The organism is Priestia sp. YIM B13490 (genome assembly GCF_042787735.1).
GTDB lineage: Bacteria > Bacillota > Bacilli > Bacillales > Bacillaceae_H > Priestia > Priestia megaterium.
On record NZ_JBHZOT010000002.1, the window covers coordinates 724,421 to 740,061 of the forward strand.

Below are 15,641 nucleotides of genomic sequence, written 5' to 3' on the forward strand. Positions count from 1 at the left end.
ATTTTTAGTAGGAGGAGTAAAATTGAACAGAAAATTCATAATTTTTATTTTATTCATCATTCCATTTATTGCTCAATTCGTTTTTTTACCTTTTGTAAATAACATTCATCCAATTATTTTTGGATTACCTCTTTTGCATTTATGGTTATTTTTATGGGTCTTCTTAACGCCTGTGTGTACATTTATCATTTATCGTTTACAAAAATCTTGGGGGGACATTGAATAATGCAAGGAAATTTAACCGCACTTTTAATCACATCAGCAATTGTTCTTGTCGTTATCGCAATTGGCTTTATAGCGGGACGTGACAAATCATCTAGAAGCTCAGTTGAAGAGTGGGCTGTAGGTGGAAGACGTTTTGGAAGCCTGCTCGTCTGGCTTTTAGTAGGAGCAGATTTATATACTGCTTATACATTCCTAGGTCTTACAAGTACAGCTTATCAGGGGGGAAGCATCGCATTTTTTGCTATTCCTTACTCTGTTTTAGCCTTTTTAATTTCATACTTTTTTCTTCCAAAGCTTTGGACTGTTGCTAAAAAGCACAAACTTACTACGCTTGCTGATTATGCCAGAGAACGTTTTAGCAGTAAATTTCTCTCCTCTTTAATTGCTATAGTAGGTGTATTGATGCTCATTCCATATATTGATCTTCAGCTTAGCGGTATTCAAGATACTCTTCGCGTTGCAGGAACTGGCTACATTAACGTAAAAGCAGTCGTTATTCTTTCATTCTTTCTTGTGGCTCTTTATACCTTTTTCAGCGGAATTAAAGGTCCCACATATACGGCAATTATTAAAGATATTTTAGTATGGGCGATTATGTTATTTATGGTTGTTTCTCTGCCAATTATGCATTTTGGAAGCTGGGGCAACATGATCGACAATGTTGCAAAGGATTCACCTCAGCTATTAACGATCCCAACACAAGGACCTAAAGGCATTCCATGGTTTATTACAGCATCACTCGTATCTGCTTTAGCTTTATTCATGTGGGCCCACGCTGCTACAGGTGTTTTCACTGCTAAAAGTGCAGATTCGCTTCGTAAAAATGCTATTTTCTTACCGCTTTACAATATTGTTTTAATTCTAGTCATCTTCTTAGGATTTATTGCTTATCAAGTATTACCTCAAGATACAACGGATCCTAGATTAGCATTATTAACCTTAATTCAATATTCATATGGCGGCATTGGCCAAGGGTTAGCTTATGCAACGATTGCTCTTGCTTCATTAATTCCATGTTCTATCATGGCTATCGGAGCGTCTAACTTATTTGCAAATAATATATTCAGAGATTTAATTAATCCAAATGTACAGGGTAAAACATTAACAATGGTTACTCGTTCGATGGTTTTCGTTGTTATTGGACTGGCACTTTTATTCGGTTTATTATTCCCTCAAGCACTTGTTTCCCTACAGTTACTAGGGGTATCCGGTATGGTACAAATCTTCCCGGCTATCGTTATCAGTCTGTTCTGGAGAAATCAATCGAAAGAAAGTACGATTGCTGGATTAGTAGTAGGGCTGGTTGTGACGTTTACCGTACATGCCACAGGAAATTCATTTGGTCTTTATGAAGGATTCTGGGGATTATTATCTAACTTACTCGTAGTTGTTATTTTAAATCCAATCTTTTCGGCCAAAACAAAAGCAGCAACTAACGGCGTGAAAGAAACATTGTTTTCTAAAGGCACTGCGCAAACTGAATTAAAGAAAAACGCATAAAAAAAGTTCAGCCAATTGGCTGAACTTTTTTTAGATAATATTCTCTTTTTCAGAAGGGGGCGGAGCAGATTCTCTTTCCCAACATTCGATATTTTGATTGTTTTCTAACGCATCTCTATAAAAGACTGGATTTTTTCCTTCCTTTTTTTGCTCAGTATAGTCATGCAAGGCGGAAAATGCCACTTTCGATAATAGAAAAATAGCAATCAAGTTCACGACTACCATCATCCCCATAAATAAGTCTGCCAAATTCCATACAAGCTGAAGCTGAGCGATCGATCCAAAAATAACCATCGCTAAAACACCTACACGATAAGACCAAAGCCACAACTTATTTGAATTTAAAAACTCAATATTCGTTTCTCCATAATAATAATTGCCAATTAGCGTACTAAAAGCAAATAGAAATACCATGATAGCTAAAAACCCTGATGCCCAAGAGCCAATATGGGTACTAAGAGAAGCTTGCGTTAGTTCAATGCCGCTTAGTCCCTGCTTATAGGCGGGGGATAAGAGAACGATAAATGCTGTGCTTGTACAAATCACGAGTGTATCCGTCAAGACACCAAATGCTTGGATAAGACCTTGTTTAACTGGATGGCTCGTCACTGCAGTTGCCGCGGCGTTGGGAGCACTTCCCATTCCTGCTTCATTGGAAAACAGTCCGCGCTTTACTCCGTTGATTAACGTTGCACCAATTGACCCCCCAAGCGCCTGTTCAAATCCAAATGCATTTTTCACAATTAGAGATAGAACCGCAGGCATTTGATCGATATTTTTAAAGATAATGAACAGAGCCATTCCAATGTATAAAACGGCTAATACGACCACGATGTATTCCGATATCTTGGCGATGCGTTTGATTCCGCCAAAAATAATTACCGCAAATATAACTGTCATAATAATCCCAACCAACAAGCGGCTCGTTCCAAAAGAGTTCTCAAATGCTAGCGTAATCGTATTAGACTGCACAGCGTTAAACACTAGGCCAAATGATAGTGTAATGAGTACAGCAAATAGCCCGCCCATCCACCTTTTATTTAACCCTTTTTCCATATAATAAGCGGGTCCTCCTCGAAACCCGTTTGATCCTTTTACTTTATAAATTTGAGCGAGTGTACTTTCTACAAAACTTGATACTGAACCGATAATGGCAATAATCCACATCCAAAATACAGCACCCGGGCCACCAAGTGCAATAGCAATCGCTATCCCTGTAATATTTCCCGTTCCTACTCGAGCTGCCATGCTTATGCAAAAAGCTTGAAACGGAGAGACTCCTCCACCTTTAGCCGCTCGTCCTTCTTTCAAAACAAGGACCATTTCTTTCAACATGCGAAACTGCAAAAAACGAGAGCGAATCGTAAAATAAATACCAATTGATACAAGTAAAATAATTAATAAATTCGACCAAAAAAAATCATTGATGACGCTAATCACACTTTCGACTGCTTGTTGCATGCCTATCACCTCATTAAAAAATTTGGTAGAACAAATGCACAACATGAAAGTTTTTTCTCTTGGTGTTTATATTATTGAAGCGAATGAAGAGTACGTAAATAGACTAAAAAATACTCAAATCCCATTCTTTTGCGATTTTTTTTAGCAGCGTAACGCCTTTTACGCTATTCCCGTACTCATCAATAGCTGGACTGTATATTCCGATACCGCATCCGTCTGGAAATGGAGACTGCTTTTTCGTATTAGGTGGCACCAATGACATGATTCCTCCCGATACACCGCTTTTAGCTGGCATACCAACAAATGCCGCAAACTTTCCTGAAGCATTATACATACCGCATGTAAGCATGAGCGCTTTTGTTAATTTAGCTACTTCTTTTGGAATTACTTGTTTGTGAAACACTGGATGATATCCATCTAATGACAGGATTAATCCAATCAGTGCAATATCTTCAGTCGTTACTTCAATTGAGCACTGCTTTAAGTAAACCTCTAGAACCTCTTCTACTTCTCCTTGTAAGTAGTTCGTTTCTTTTAAATAGTAGGCAAGCGCACGATTTCGATGAGACGTTTGCCATTCTGATTCAAAGACCGTTTCATTAATGATTGGTGTTTTCCCGGTAAGCATTGTTATCACATCAAACAAATAGCTTAATTTTTCTTTTGCCGTCTCCCCAGATAAAAGAGATGAAACCGTTAAAGCACCCGCGTTAATCATAGGATTGAACGGCTTTCCTGGTTTATGCATTTCCAGTCTTATAATAGAATTAAATGCATCTCCAGTTGGCTCTACATCCACTCTCTCTAGCACATAAGGAATGCCGCAGCATAAGCAAGCTGCTATAAAGCTAATGACTTTAGAAATACTTTGAAGAGTAAATACCGATTCATAATCTCCAGACTGGATAACAGTTCCGTCAGCACCAATCAAACAAATACCTAATTGAGACGAGTCCATATCTTTCAGAGCTGGAATGTAATCAGCCGTTTTTCCTTCTGAAGAAAATTCTTTTATTTGCTCTACCCACTCATGTAACTGCTCTTTTGCAGTGACGTGTAAGTAAGACATTTCCTGTTCAATTTCTCTTTTCATTAAAATCACCTCATCACTTAATTAACTTTTTATTTTAAAGCGCTTTCATAAAGCGGAATTTCATTTTCGTTTTTAATGTACAATGCAACCTACGAGAGCATACAAAAACCTACAAAACTTTTTGTAATTATATTTTTATCTTTGGCACTCTTCTCCATTGTGCTGGACGCTGTCACAATGTATACTAATTCACGAATCACTTCAGGAGGTGGAATTATCTGAATTTTAAATCTTTCATTCGAAAAGATCCGTACATTTTATTGCTCATGCTCATTACTGTCCCGCTGGCGGGAGAGTTAAAATTTTATCCGTTAAATGAAACATTTCGAATTACATTTGGAGCTCCTACATTTTTCTTTTTCCTGTTGCTTTTAAAACGAAAAACCGTTTTAGCCGGGGGCTTGTTAACCGCTTTAAGTGTCGTTCTCTTTCGCATCATGCTCGATTATATCATGCTCGATCATTTTCAATTTGCGGTTTCTGCACATACGCATTACCCTACGTTTTTCTTCTACTTTACGTATGCACTTTTATTTTTTGTTTTTAAAGTAAGCCGCATGAACTATAGTGCTATTGTAATTGGAGTGATTGGACTCATCATTGAAATTGCTGCTGATGTAGTGGAACTAACTGCGCAGTATATAGTTTTGCACACAACAATCCATGTCGATTCATTATCTGACATGGCCGTTATTGCTTTTGCTCACAGCTTCATTGTACTTAGCTTTTTTAATATGATGACGATTTATGAATCACAGTCACGAGAACGTCAAATTCGCAAACAAAATGAGCACATGCTAATGCTCATTACAAGCCTTTATGAAGAAACCGTTCATTTAAAAAAGACCCTTCATAATACAGAAGCGATTACAAAAGCTTCGTATGATTTATACCGCGTATTAAATCAGCAGGAAAAAGATCATTCTGTGCTAAACCAAATGCTCAGTAAAAAAGCGCTTCGGATTGCGGGAGATATTCACGAAGTAAAAAAAGACAACCAGCGTATTTTTGCGGGCTTATCTAAAACAATTTCAAATGAAAGTTTCCAAAATTATATGAAAGCAGAGGAATTAATCGAGCTGATCGTACGCATCAACAAAAAATATGCCGATTCTCTTCACAAACAAATTACCTTTTTTTCTTCTGTAAACGGGGAACATTTCAGCTACCACGTTTACACCATTTTATCGATCATTAATAACTTGGTAGCCAACGCAGTGGAAGCGATTAAAGATGAAGGAAGGATTGTTTTATCGGTACATAGACAAGCTGAACATGTAGAATTTCATGTACAAGACAACGGTCCTGGAGTACCTTTAAAGTACGAAAAAGCTATCTTTGAACCTGGTTTCACCTCAAAATACGATCAATTTGGAAACCCCTCTACTGGCATTGGTCTTTCTTATGTAAAAGATATTGTTCAAGAACTTGAAGGTACGATTAAAGCTACACAAGAAGACAGCGGAATGACGTTTATCATTCAAATCCCCCTTCGTAATTTAATTCAGAAAGGATGAGTTTATGCGATTTTGTATTACAGATGACGATTCAGCTATTCGTTCAACGCTCAGTCAGCTGATTGAAGATGAGGATTTAGGAGAAGTTGTAGAAGAAGTCGTCGACGGAAGCTTTTTAGATGCCTCTACGTTAAATTTAAAACAAATTGATATTTTATTTATCGATTTACTTATGCCAGGACGTGACGGAATCGAAACGATTCGTCATTTAAAAGATTCATTTAAAGGAAAAATGATTATGATTTCACAGGTGGAATCCAAAGAATTGATAGGAGAAGCCTACTCATTAGGAATTGAATACTATATTACAAAACCAATTAACCGAATTGAAATTTTAACGGTTATTCGAAAAGTAATGGAACGAATCTCCCTTGAGAAATCAATCGATGACATTAAAACCTCCTTGAATAGTTTAGCGACAGCTCATCACGCTCCCCCTTCAAGCCAGCCGGTAACGAAACAAGCCCATCTATACGATGTAGGTAAATTCTTATTAGCCGAGTTAGGTATTGTAGGAGAAAATGGTGCAAAAGATTTACTGGATATTTTACAGTTTCTGTACACCTATGACCAAAGAGAAAGTGTGGAAAAACATTTCCCTTCTCTAAAAAATATTTTTGTGAATGTGGCTGAGAAAAAATTAGGGGCTCACGCGTCTTCCATTGAAATTAATCGCGAAACCAAAGCTTGTGAACAGCGAATAAGACGAGCAGTTACTCACTCACTAAATCACTTTGCTTCTATCGGATTAACAGACTTTTCAAATCCGAAATTTGAAAATTATGCTTCTAAGTTTTTTGACTTTACAGCTGTTCGTAAAAAAATGAAAGAATTACAGGGAGATTCTAAAATTTTGCCGATTCGCATTAACACCAAAAAATTTATTCAAATATTCTTTTTTGAAGCAAAGCGCTTGTTAAGCAAGGAAAAAAGCTGGTATTGACAGAAAAGACGGAAAAGGTGCAAATACCTCTTCCGTCTTTTATACTAATTGATTCAGTTTTACTAAGGAAGGTCCATATACAGTACGCAGAAGCAGCGTCTTTTCTCCCCTTGCATATTCCACCAGAGAAAATGCTCCTTTTTCTGTTTCTACCTGTACATCTACAGAAACTGGACACTCTTTTAACTGATTAACTATCAGTTGCGCTTGTTCCACCGACAAATAAGAAGAAAGGCGAATAAGTATATCCACATCACTAGTTGTTGTAACAACTTCGGCACCACTTGCAAATTCGAATCCCACACTGCCGGTTGGTCCCCACGCAAAATCTTTTAAAATAATAGCAACTTCTTTTAAAGCACCTGTGGCTGGCATGTTTCTAAAGTGGCCGTTTTGAAAAATAGAAACGAGATCTTCCGGCCTAATTCTTTGTTTAACGGCCTGTTCAGATACAAATGCTCCAAAACGCTGATTTCTTCTTTCTCCTCTTACTCCAACAGGTATCAAGCTATCTCGGTGAACAGCCCGCCTTACAACGACAAACGGAGTCTTCCCTAAAGAATGCTCCACCCAATCAGGGATAGGTGTATAACTGATAAGCATTGCTTCCTCTTTTAACTGAAGCAAATCATGAGCTATATATTCCATTGTTTTTCCAACTCATCTCTTACTAATAAAGAAGCTTTTCGCCCTTCCTTCCTTGCTTGCTCACTGTATAGCCGGGTGCTTAAATCGTACACACCTTCACGGCGTACATCTTCTACGGCTCCAGTCAAAATATCTTGAATCGTTTGAACGTCGCGCTCTGTGGGCTGCTCTGCTTGAATACCGCTAACCAGCTCATATAAAGCGCCAAGTGAGGCAAATGATTCAATATCATAAGCCATGGACGGGACTTTCTTTGAAGCTTCTTCAAGTTCTTTAATACTTCTTTTAGTAATGCGCGCTGCCGACTGTTTGGACATGGCGTGAACATTCACTCCTTCGTCTTTTAAAGCCACAATTCGATTTGATTGGTATCCATGAGCCAGAAATGCTCCTGAAATTGCTTTTCCGACAATTAACGTAATAACTGGATGACCTGCTAAGCGCGCTGCTGCATAAGCATCAGCCGCAGCACCGCAAGCATAGTGAATACCTAGAAGTTCTTCATGATAGCCATACGCTTGACTCGGTACGTCCACAATGGCGATTATAGGCCGAGGAGATTGATTTCGATCTTCTTTTATTATTTCACGAACATGCTTGGCAATTGCCCATCCTTCATCTAGTCCTACTTCCCCTTTCCGTGCACGTAAGAAACGATTATAAGGATTAGGTACAACCGATATATATCGGACCTTTTCTCTTCCTAGCAATGCGTCTTTATAAAGAACGGAAGGGATTTCAAAATCTGCTTCTTCATCATTTATTAAGGCGTTGATCCACACGCGACCGCGGCTGTTGGGCATGTTACCTGGAACTTCATTAAGCGAGTAAGAGACTGTTGAAGGGATAGGTTCATTTTTTGTTGTGTTATACAATTCTTGAAACTGATCAGGAGCCAGTTTTTCTGAAGGATCAACCTTACTAAGCAAATGTCTGTAAAAATCTACTTGTTCTGTTTTACTAGTTGCTTTTCCTTTCTTCTGAAACGTCTCTTGAACCGCTCGCTGAATAGCCTTGACATCATCCTGTGCTAAGGTATCTGCAAACCCGGTTTCGTAGCGTTGAATACCGCCAATCGTTTTCCAGATTAAGCTTCGGTCTCTTGCATCAAACTCTTCAACTCCTGCTTCTTGTTCGATCACTTCAGGGCCGTTAAGGCCAAACCTTGCTTCTTTTGTCATAATGAGATAACTAAAGAGTGAAGCAGTGATGGACATTCCTCCAAAGCAGCCTACATTTCCTGAAATAACTCCAACAACAGGTGTATGCTCACGCAAAGCAACCACAGCTGAGCCAATTTCAGATATCGACAAAAGTCCATAATTCGCTTCTTGGAGCCTTACCCCTCCTGTATCGAATAGAAAAACAGGTCTAACAGGAACACCTTTTTTGTGATTATTAAGAGCTAGTTCTAAAGCTCCTGCAATTTTAGCTCCCGATACTTCACCAATGCCTCCCCCTTGAAACCCTCCTTCTATTGAAATGACAACGGCTGGCTCTCCTGCTATCAGCCCACCTGCTATAATGACACCATCGTCGCTTTGAGGAACAATATTTTGCTTAGGTAAATGAGGCGATTCGATTCCGTCAAAAGGGCCAAGCAGCTCATAGAATGTTCCTTGATCTAAGATTGCCTGCGCTCGTTCTCTTCCATTTAACTCAATAAAGCTTTGATTATTCACTCCCATTTTCACTCACCTCCAAAGCTTGTGCAAGACGCAAGGCGACTACACCAGGCGTAGCACCGAAATCATTAATTACAATTTTCGCTTGAATGGTATGAACACTAAAGAACCGGTCTAATACGGCTTTCCAGGTTTCACTAAATCCTTCACTTCCTGTTCGTACTGATACGTGAGCATGTTCTTCATCAGAAGGAACCATTAAAATTTCTAAATCCCCTGAACCAACAACGCCTACATGTGCGCGCTGAGTTAACTTTCGATCGGCTTTGTATTTAAACACTAACGTTTCCATTAGCCACTCCTCCCTGCAGACGTTTACGATTCTTTAAAAAGAGATATTCGATCTAAAAATAATACAGCAGCCAGCAAATCTGCACTTCCGCCTGGAGAAGCGTTAGATGATAGAAGTATATGATCTAACGCTTCTAGCCGCTGTTTTCCCATTGATGTAGATACCCCTCCAGCTTCTAACACATTGGATGCCGCCATTTTAACCTCCTTTAACACAACCGGACCAGCACGATGCAAAATACACGTATCATCAAGGTTGGCGATTAGTGTTACTAAAGTATCAATCCTTGCTGATGTTTCATGTATGCCTAGCTTGCGAGCTTTATGTAAAGCAGGCAAGCCTATATGAATTACGTGAGGAAATCCTTGCTTCGCCTCTCCAGCCGCTCCTTTTGCGCCATACTGTTTTTTCACACGAAATCCATTAGATGAATGCAGAGGACAAAAACGATCTGCATAACGAGCAATTTTTCCTGCAGCTTCTGTGATGGATGCAGGTGATGCTTGAATGCCGCAAACCGCTGTTGCAGACGCAAGTAGGCCTAATGCCCAAATGGCTCCTTTGTGTGTATTAACACCATCCGTAGCCCCGTACATAATTTGTTCGCCCTCGCGTCCAATTCGAGCAATTTCTTCCCTTAGCATCTGACTTGGCTGCTTTCCTTGACTGTATAATGCAATCTGTAAAAAGGTCGGTTGTAAAGCATAAGCAGAAGTTAACAGCGTCTCAATATTCATATCTTGATGAGATCCAGTTGTTGCTGCATCTACAAGCCCAGGCTTAGGTGTAAGCACCGCTTCATCAACCAGAGCGGTAACTGCCATTTTAGCTATTAGACATGAGTAAAACACAGCTGGTCTTGGCTCTTCTTGAATACTTTGAATACGCATATTTCTTACCAGCTCCTAAATTTAGCAGGCGGATTATACAAGCCATCCGACCATTCTACTAAATCTTCGACACTTCTTGCTGCCAATAATGAACGTTTTGCTTCTGTACGGCGAATCTGTAAATCTTCGGGAAAAGCCACTAAGCCATCTCTGCGCATCTTTTCCACTTTATTTCGGTTATATCGAAGGCCTATAGGTGTTACCCCTGCTACTGCTTCAAGCGCTGCTTTTCTTTCGTCCAAGCTTTGTGCTTTATATAAATAAGCAATTCCTTCTTCCGTCACAACATGCGTCACATCATCCCCGTAAATCATGACAGGAGCAGTAGCTACGCCTGCTTGTTTCGCTACCTTTATCGCATCCAAAGACTCCACAAAAACAGGCTCATTTCCTGATTGAAAGGTTTCAACCATTTGAACAACTAGTTTTCTGCCTCTCGCTAGTTCGTGCTGCTCGTTTATCATATCCAACCAGGCAGGCGTAGAATGTCGACGGCCTCTAGGGTCATGCCCCATATTAGGCGCTCCGCCAAACCCTGACAAACGTCCAGATGTGACGGTAGAAGAATTTCCTTCTCCATCTATTTGCAAAGTTGATCCTACAAAAGCATCTACCGCATATTGACCAGCCACTTGACACATCGCACGGTTTGAGCGCAGGCTGCCGTCGCGTCCTGTAAAAAACACATCTGGACGCGCTGCTGTGTATTGTTCCATTCCTACTTCTCCGCCAAAGCAGTGCACGCTCTCAATCCATCCGCTTTCAATAGCCGGAATTAACGTGGGGTGAGGATTCAGAGCCCAGTGCTTGCATATTTTACCTTTCAGTCCTAACTTTTCTCCATAAGTAGGCAGCAAAAGCTCAATTGCAGCGGTATTAAAGCCAATGCCATGATTTAATGATTGTACGCTGTGGCGCTCATAGATACCTCGAATTGTCATCATAGCCATTAAAATTTGGAGTTCTGTAATATGACGAGGATCTCGCGTAAATAAAGCTTCCAATCGATAAGGCTGATCCGCCACGACGATACAATCAACCCAAGAAGCCGGAATATCAACTCGCGGAAGTTCTTCAACAAGTTCGTTTACCTGCACAATAACAATTCCATCCTTAAACGCGGTTGCTTCGATAATGGTTGGTGTTTCTTCCGTATTTGCTCCTGTATATAAATTACCTTGTGCATCTGCTTTGTCAGCAGCCACTAAGGCAATGTTCGGAATTAAATCAATGAAAAGACGTCCGTAAAGCTCTAGATATGTATGAATTTCTCCCATTTTCAACGTCTCATCTTCAATCATTTGAGACACGCGAAGGCTTTGAGCACCGGCGTACGAAAAATCAATTTTTTCAGCAATTCCTTTTTCAAATATGTCGAGATGTTCCGGACGTGAAATACTAGACATAATCATATGAAGGCCGTGTATTTTATCAGCGCTTACTTCATTCAGCGCCTTTGATAAAAAAGATGCTTGCTTTTGATTGTCTCCTTCAAGCACTACTTTATCTCCGGGTGATATAAGCAATTCTAACGCTTCAATAATGTGTTCATTACCCAATAACTTTTCTTTAAGAAGATGGTCTACTTTCGCAAGGCGAGCTGCTTTTTGATCTCGGCGAGTTGTCCATGATTTTGAAGTTTTTTTTATGCCACTCATGTTCTAGCTCCTTTCTGATACTTCTAAATTAATACGCTTACATTTTTTCTTTTTCCATTAAAATCAGCAAAGTTTTCATCGTAGATTCGGCTGCCGAAATAGCCCTTGCTTCAGGGAAGCTCTTAGCAGCCAAATCCGTTAGCACTCTTCCTGGAGCCATTTCAATATATAATCTTGTGCCCATTTCATACATAACTTCCGTCGTATCATGCCAACGGACGGGCATCGCAACACTCGCTGCTAAGTCTTCCTTAACATCAGCAGCTTTCCATAATTTCCGAGCTTTACAGTTACCTATAAAAGGAACGGACGGGTCCTTTCCTTTCACTTCCGTTATGATTTTTCGTAATTCCCTCGAAACTCCTTCCATAAGAGGACAGTGAGAAGGCACCGTTACATGAAGCATTTTAGTTTTTCTAGCCCCTTTTTTACATGCTTTTTCAAGAACTTTCTCGATTGCTTTTAAGGTGCCAGAAATCGTTATTTGATCGGGAGAATTTAGATTCGCTACGTACACAGGAGCTGCATCAGTTGATAGTTCATGTACAATAGAGAGAAGCTGATGTTCACGCAGTCCCATCACAACCCCCATACCATAACCATCAGGATAAGCATTTTCCATCAGTTTCCCTCTTTTTTTCACAAGAAGAAGAGCTTCTTTAAAAGATAACACTTCAGATGCAACTGCTGCTCCAAACGCCCCTATAGAATGCCCTCCTACCACGTCTGGCGAGTATCCTTTGTTTTTAAACGACCTAGCCGCAGCCACTCCTGCAATAAAAAGACATATTTGAACATTTTTATTATATTTTAATTTTTCTGACGAATCTAAAGATAATACGTCTTGATTTAAAACCTCACTTGCTTCTTCAAACGTAGTCGCTAATCCCCATTTATTTTTTATATCATGAAGCATACCAGCATATTGTGCGCCTTGGCCTGGAAATAGAAATGCAACACTCATCGTGTTTCTCCTTTCGACTTTATATCATCCAAGGAGATAATGGATAATTTTATTATAAAGAACATAGGGTCAATAACTCTAATACATATTTCTTATATATCCTATAACTTGAAATCTATATAAAAAGGGATTGAGACATAACGAAATCAATGGAAAAATCCGAACGGGTTAGATTCTCCAGTAAGAATCTAACCCGTTCGGATCTTCAACTAAAGTACTTTTAGCTACAGATGAGCTGGAAAATGCGGAAGCACTTCTTCGCCAAGCTCATGTATAACTTCTTCAGCCGGACGCTTGCTATCAAAAAGAGCAAAAAAGAGATGATTAACTCCTATTTCTTTATAAACAGAAAGAAGCTCAATTAATGTATTACGACCTGCTCGAAATCCTAAACGAATTGGCGTTGGCATTTCATTTGGATCTTCTGCCAAATCTAGATGCATAGGTTGTGTAAAAGGTTTAAAAACGCCTGGATAATAGATGTCAACCAGTTTCCTCCATTGTGTAATAGCTTCTGCTTGAAAATGGGGATGACGAGGATAATACATCCAGCCGTCTCCATACTGTGCAAACCACTCCATATTTTGCTGACTGTATCCCGTGATCATCGTCGGAATACGTTTCGTTGGCTTAGGAACGACATTTGCTCCTTGAATGGATCCCAAAGCAGACTGGATAGATGGAAATTCTTTATTTAACGCTTCTTCTAAATAATGAAAAGCCTCTGCAAATCGCTTTCCTCTTTCTTCATGAGGAATACCTAACCCTCGAAAATCTGCTTGACGGTCTCCAGAAGATACGCCCATAATCAAACGCTCAGGAAAAAGCTGATCAATGGTTGCCATTTCTTTAGCTACGCGAAGCGGATGGCGCAAAGGCAGCACAATAGCAGATGTACTAAGAGCAATTTCTTTTGTTTGACTGGCCAGATAAGTCAAATAAATAAGCATATCATAAATTTGACCCGTGGCTGGATCGCCAAATGATGGATCTTGAAGAAGGACATCGCGGAACCATAAGCTTGTAAATCCATATTGTTCTGCAAGCTGCGTGAGCTCTACTTGTTTCTCCATCGTAGGCGTGGCATATTGATAATTTTCAAGCGGCATATGCAACCCTAACGTTAACTCATTCTCCTTGTACATACGACAATACGCCTTATGATGCTGAAATGTAGTCATTTACTTCCTCTCCTTTTATAGCTAAGAGATCATCGCAAAAGGCGATGATCTCTTGTTTTATTTTGCTTTTGCTTCTATTGAGCGGCTCCATGCTGTTAATAAGACCGCTCCTAAAACCATAACTCCTCCAATCCAAGGAGTATGAACAAGACCAATCGAATCAACAATCAGGCCGCCTACAAAAGAACCAATAGCAATTCCAACGTTAAATGCAGCAATATTAAGCGCAGAGGCTACGTTCACGGCTGAAGGAACATACTTTTCAGCTAAGTTCACGACCAGCACTTGCAGTCCAGGTACGTTCATAAATGCCAATAAGCCCATGGCAAAAATCGTAATCGTTCCCGCTACTTTAAACGATGCAGTAAACGATAAAATAACTAAGATAACTGCTTGAATTAGAAACATCCAAAATAATGCTTTTAACGGGTTTTTATTCGCAGCTTTTCCTCCGATTGTATTTCCGATGGCTACTGCTACACCGTATACCAGCAGTAAGATACTAACCGCGCTTGGTGCGTATCCTGTTAGTTTTTCAAGAATAGGTGCTAAATACGTATAAGCTACAAACGTTCCGCCATATCCTAAGGCGGTAATAGCAAACGATAGTAAAAGCGGCCCGTTTTTCAAAATTTTCAATTGATCACTAAACTTTGCCGGCGGCGCTTCCTTTAAGTTTTTAGGCACTAAAAGAGCACTTGCAATAATGGCAATAACCCCAAGTAACGCTACTCCCCAAAATGTTGCTCTCCAGCCGAAAGCTTGTCCGATAAATGTACCAAGCGGAACACCTGTAACAGTTGCAACTGTTAAACCTGTAAACATTAAAGCAATGGCACTTGCTCGCTTATCTTCTGGCACTAAATCAGCAGCGATAGTCGCACCGATAGAAAAGAAAATTCCGTGTGAAAATGCAGTAATAATTCGTGCTATAAGCAGCAGCCCAAAGCTTGTTGATAAAGCTGCTACTGAGTTTCCTACGATAAAAATAACCATCAATAGCATCAACAGTGATTTTCTGCTCATTTTACTTGTTAAAGCTGTTAATACGGGAGCTCCAAATGCAACTCCCATTGCGTATCCTGAAATTAATAACCCTGCTAGTGTAATGGAAATATTTAAATCATCTGCAAGCGATGATAATAAACCTACTGGAACAAACTCTGTAGTCCCGATTCCAAAGGCGCTAATAGCTAGCGCTAATAGCGGCAAAGCACCGCTTTTTTTACTTTGTTGTGTTTGTGAAATTGTGTTCACTTCTTAACGCCTCCTGTTCGTTATGATAACTTCTTCATAATAGCTTCTCTTACGGCTAATTAGCTTAGGTACCTTTCATATATTCGCTAACTCGCCATCAACAATTGTTATTATGAGCGATGTAAAACCAAAGAAAAAGTACGCACTTTCAAGTGATATAGGCACCTGGAGGTTACAATAAGCGTAAATACTAAAGTCATGAACTATTGGGTATTCTAAAAAAATGCTTACACCTAGAAAATTTTGCTCTATAGTGATATGATAAACATCAGAAAAAATGCGAAAACATGCATTTGACCGTTATCTCTAGAACAAGGAGAGTTGTTA

The 15,641-nt window shown here is 39.6% G+C and carries 14 protein-coding genes; 4 read left to right on the forward strand and 10 right to left on the reverse strand.

The window, feature by feature from the left end; translation table 11 throughout:
- Positions 1–22: 22 nt before the first annotated feature.
- Both ACFX4R_RS09020 and ACFX4R_RS09025 read left to right on the forward strand, forming a co-directional pair.
- Positions 23–226, forward strand: coding sequence for a DUF3311 domain-containing protein (locus ACFX4R_RS09020; protein ID WP_043980340.1), 204 nt, complete (start codon positions 23–25; stop codon positions 224–226).
- Positions 226–1,725, forward strand: a complete 1,500-nt coding sequence (locus ACFX4R_RS09025) for a sodium:solute symporter family protein (RefSeq protein WP_043980342.1) — start codon at positions 226–228, stop codon at positions 1,723–1,725. Before ACFX4R_RS09020 ends, ACFX4R_RS09025 begins: the two co-directional genes overlap by 1 nt.
- A 30-nt stretch (positions 1,726–1,755) precedes the next feature.
- On the opposite strand, the gene ACFX4R_RS09030 is transcribed toward ACFX4R_RS09025, so the two are convergent.
- Together ACFX4R_RS09030 and ACFX4R_RS09035 are read right to left on the reverse strand one after the other, a co-directional pair.
- Entirely contained in the window at positions 1,756–3,186 is a 1,431-nt protein-coding gene (locus ACFX4R_RS09030; RefSeq protein ID WP_043980344.1) for an alanine/glycine:cation symporter family protein, read from the reverse strand.
- Between the two features lie 103 nt (positions 3,187–3,289).
- Positions 3,290–4,279 (reverse strand): glutaminase, encoded by a 990-nt coding sequence (locus ACFX4R_RS09035; RefSeq protein ID WP_043980347.1) that lies wholly within the window; start codon positions 4,277–4,279, stop codon positions 3,290–3,292.
- Positions 4,280–4,545: 266 nt separating this feature from the next.
- On the opposite strand from ACFX4R_RS09035, the gene ACFX4R_RS09040 reads away from it, so the two are divergent.
- Together ACFX4R_RS09040 and ACFX4R_RS09045 are read left to right on the forward strand one after the other, a co-directional pair.
- The gene (locus tag ACFX4R_RS09040; protein WP_237074774.1) at positions 4,546–5,796 is read left to right on the forward strand and encodes an ATP-binding protein; all 1,251 of its coding nucleotides are present in this window, start codon (positions 4,546–4,548) and stop codon (positions 5,794–5,796) included.
- Positions 5,797–5,800: 4 nt separating this feature from the next.
- Entirely contained in the window at positions 5,801–6,739 is a 939-nt protein-coding gene (locus ACFX4R_RS09045; RefSeq protein ID WP_043980348.1) for a response regulator, read from the forward strand.
- Positions 6,740–6,778: 39 nt separating this feature from the next.
- Here ACFX4R_RS09045 and ACFX4R_RS09050 read toward each other — a convergent pair whose 3' ends face one another.
- From ACFX4R_RS09050 to ACFX4R_RS09085, 8 genes are all read right to left on the reverse strand, one after another.
- Positions 6,779–7,387: a malonate decarboxylase holo-ACP synthase gene (locus ACFX4R_RS09050; protein WP_043980350.1), complete on the reverse strand. Its 609-nt coding sequence runs from the start codon at positions 7,385–7,387 to the stop codon at positions 6,779–6,781.
- Positions 7,375–9,075 carry a biotin-independent malonate decarboxylase subunit beta gene (mdcD, locus tag ACFX4R_RS09055; RefSeq protein WP_043980352.1) on the reverse strand — a complete coding sequence of 567 codons (1,701 nt, stop codon included), beginning with the start codon at positions 9,073–9,075 and terminating at the stop codon, positions 7,375–7,377. The genes ACFX4R_RS09050 and mdcD overlap by 13 nt, the downstream gene beginning before the upstream one ends.
- On the reverse strand, positions 9,062–9,364 hold the full coding sequence (locus tag ACFX4R_RS09060; protein ID WP_013055506.1) for a malonate decarboxylase subunit delta: 303 nt from the start codon (positions 9,362–9,364) through the stop codon (positions 9,062–9,064). The genes mdcD and ACFX4R_RS09060 overlap by 14 nt, the downstream gene beginning before the upstream one ends.
- A 23-nt stretch (positions 9,365–9,387) precedes the next feature.
- Positions 9,388–10,254 (reverse strand): triphosphoribosyl-dephospho-CoA synthase, encoded by an 867-nt coding sequence (locus ACFX4R_RS09065; RefSeq protein WP_043980354.1) that lies wholly within the window; start codon positions 10,252–10,254, stop codon positions 9,388–9,390.
- A gap of 5 nt (positions 10,255–10,259) precedes the next feature.
- The gene (mdcA, locus tag ACFX4R_RS09070) at positions 10,260–11,912 is read right to left on the reverse strand and encodes a malonate decarboxylase subunit alpha (RefSeq protein WP_322551744.1); all 1,653 of its coding nucleotides are present in this window, start codon (positions 11,910–11,912) and stop codon (positions 10,260–10,262) included.
- Between the two features lie 37 nt (positions 11,913–11,949).
- The gene (gene mdcH / locus ACFX4R_RS09075) at positions 11,950–12,876 is read right to left on the reverse strand and encodes a malonate decarboxylase subunit epsilon (RefSeq protein WP_165575540.1); all 927 of its coding nucleotides are present in this window, start codon (positions 12,874–12,876) and stop codon (positions 11,950–11,952) included.
- 224 nt (positions 12,877–13,100) lie between these two features.
- Positions 13,101–14,057, reverse strand: coding sequence for an LLM class oxidoreductase (locus tag ACFX4R_RS09080; RefSeq protein WP_043980360.1), 957 nt, complete (start codon positions 14,055–14,057; stop codon positions 13,101–13,103).
- Positions 14,058–14,114: 57 nt separating this feature from the next.
- Complete coding sequence (locus tag ACFX4R_RS09085; protein ID WP_162213645.1) at positions 14,115–15,314, reverse strand: MFS transporter; 1,200 nt, start codon at positions 15,312–15,314, stop codon at positions 14,115–14,117.
- Positions 15,315–15,641 lie beyond the last annotated feature (327 nt).

What these genes read in the sequence shown, in the direction of transcription:
- ACFX4R_RS09045 (WP_043980348.1), top strand. Translation starts at nt 5,801, where the DNA reads ATGCGATTTTGTATTACAGATGACGATTCAGCTATTCGTTCAACGCTC.
- ACFX4R_RS09025 (WP_043980342.1), top strand. Translation starts at nt 226, where the DNA reads ATGCAAGGAAATTTAACCGCACTTTTAATCACATCAGCAATTGTTCTT.
- ACFX4R_RS09065 (WP_043980354.1), bottom strand. Translation starts at nt 10,254, where the DNA reads ATGCGTATTCAAAGTATTCAAGAAGAGCCAAGACCAGCTGTGTTTTAC.
- ACFX4R_RS09080 (WP_043980360.1), bottom strand. Translation starts at nt 14,057, where the DNA reads ATGACTACATTTCAGCATCATAAGGCGTATTGTCGTATGTACAAGGAG.
- mdcD (WP_043980352.1), bottom strand. Translation starts at nt 9,075, where the DNA reads ATGGGAGTGAATAATCAAAGCTTTATTGAGTTAAATGGAAGAGAACGA.
- ACFX4R_RS09050 (WP_043980350.1), bottom strand. Translation starts at nt 7,387, where the DNA reads ATGGAATATATAGCTCATGATTTGCTTCAGTTAAAAGAGGAAGCAATG.
- ACFX4R_RS09040 (WP_237074774.1), top strand. Translation starts at nt 4,546, where the DNA reads ATGCTCATTACTGTCCCGCTGGCGGGAGAGTTAAAATTTTATCCGTTA.
- ACFX4R_RS09030 (WP_043980344.1), bottom strand. Translation starts at nt 3,186, where the DNA reads ATGCAACAAGCAGTCGAAAGTGTGATTAGCGTCATCAATGATTTTTTT.
- ACFX4R_RS09035 (WP_043980347.1), bottom strand. Translation starts at nt 4,279, where the DNA reads ATGAAAAGAGAAATTGAACAGGAAATGTCTTACTTACACGTCACTGCA.
- ACFX4R_RS09060 (WP_013055506.1), bottom strand. Translation starts at nt 9,364, where the DNA reads ATGGAAACGTTAGTGTTTAAATACAAAGCCGATCGAAAGTTAACTCAG.
- mdcH (WP_165575540.1), bottom strand. Translation starts at nt 12,876, where the DNA reads ATGAGTGTTGCATTTCTATTTCCAGGCCAAGGCGCACAATATGCTGGT.
- mdcA (WP_322551744.1), bottom strand. Translation starts at nt 11,912, where the DNA reads ATGAGTGGCATAAAAAAAACTTCAAAATCATGGACAACTCGCCGAGAT.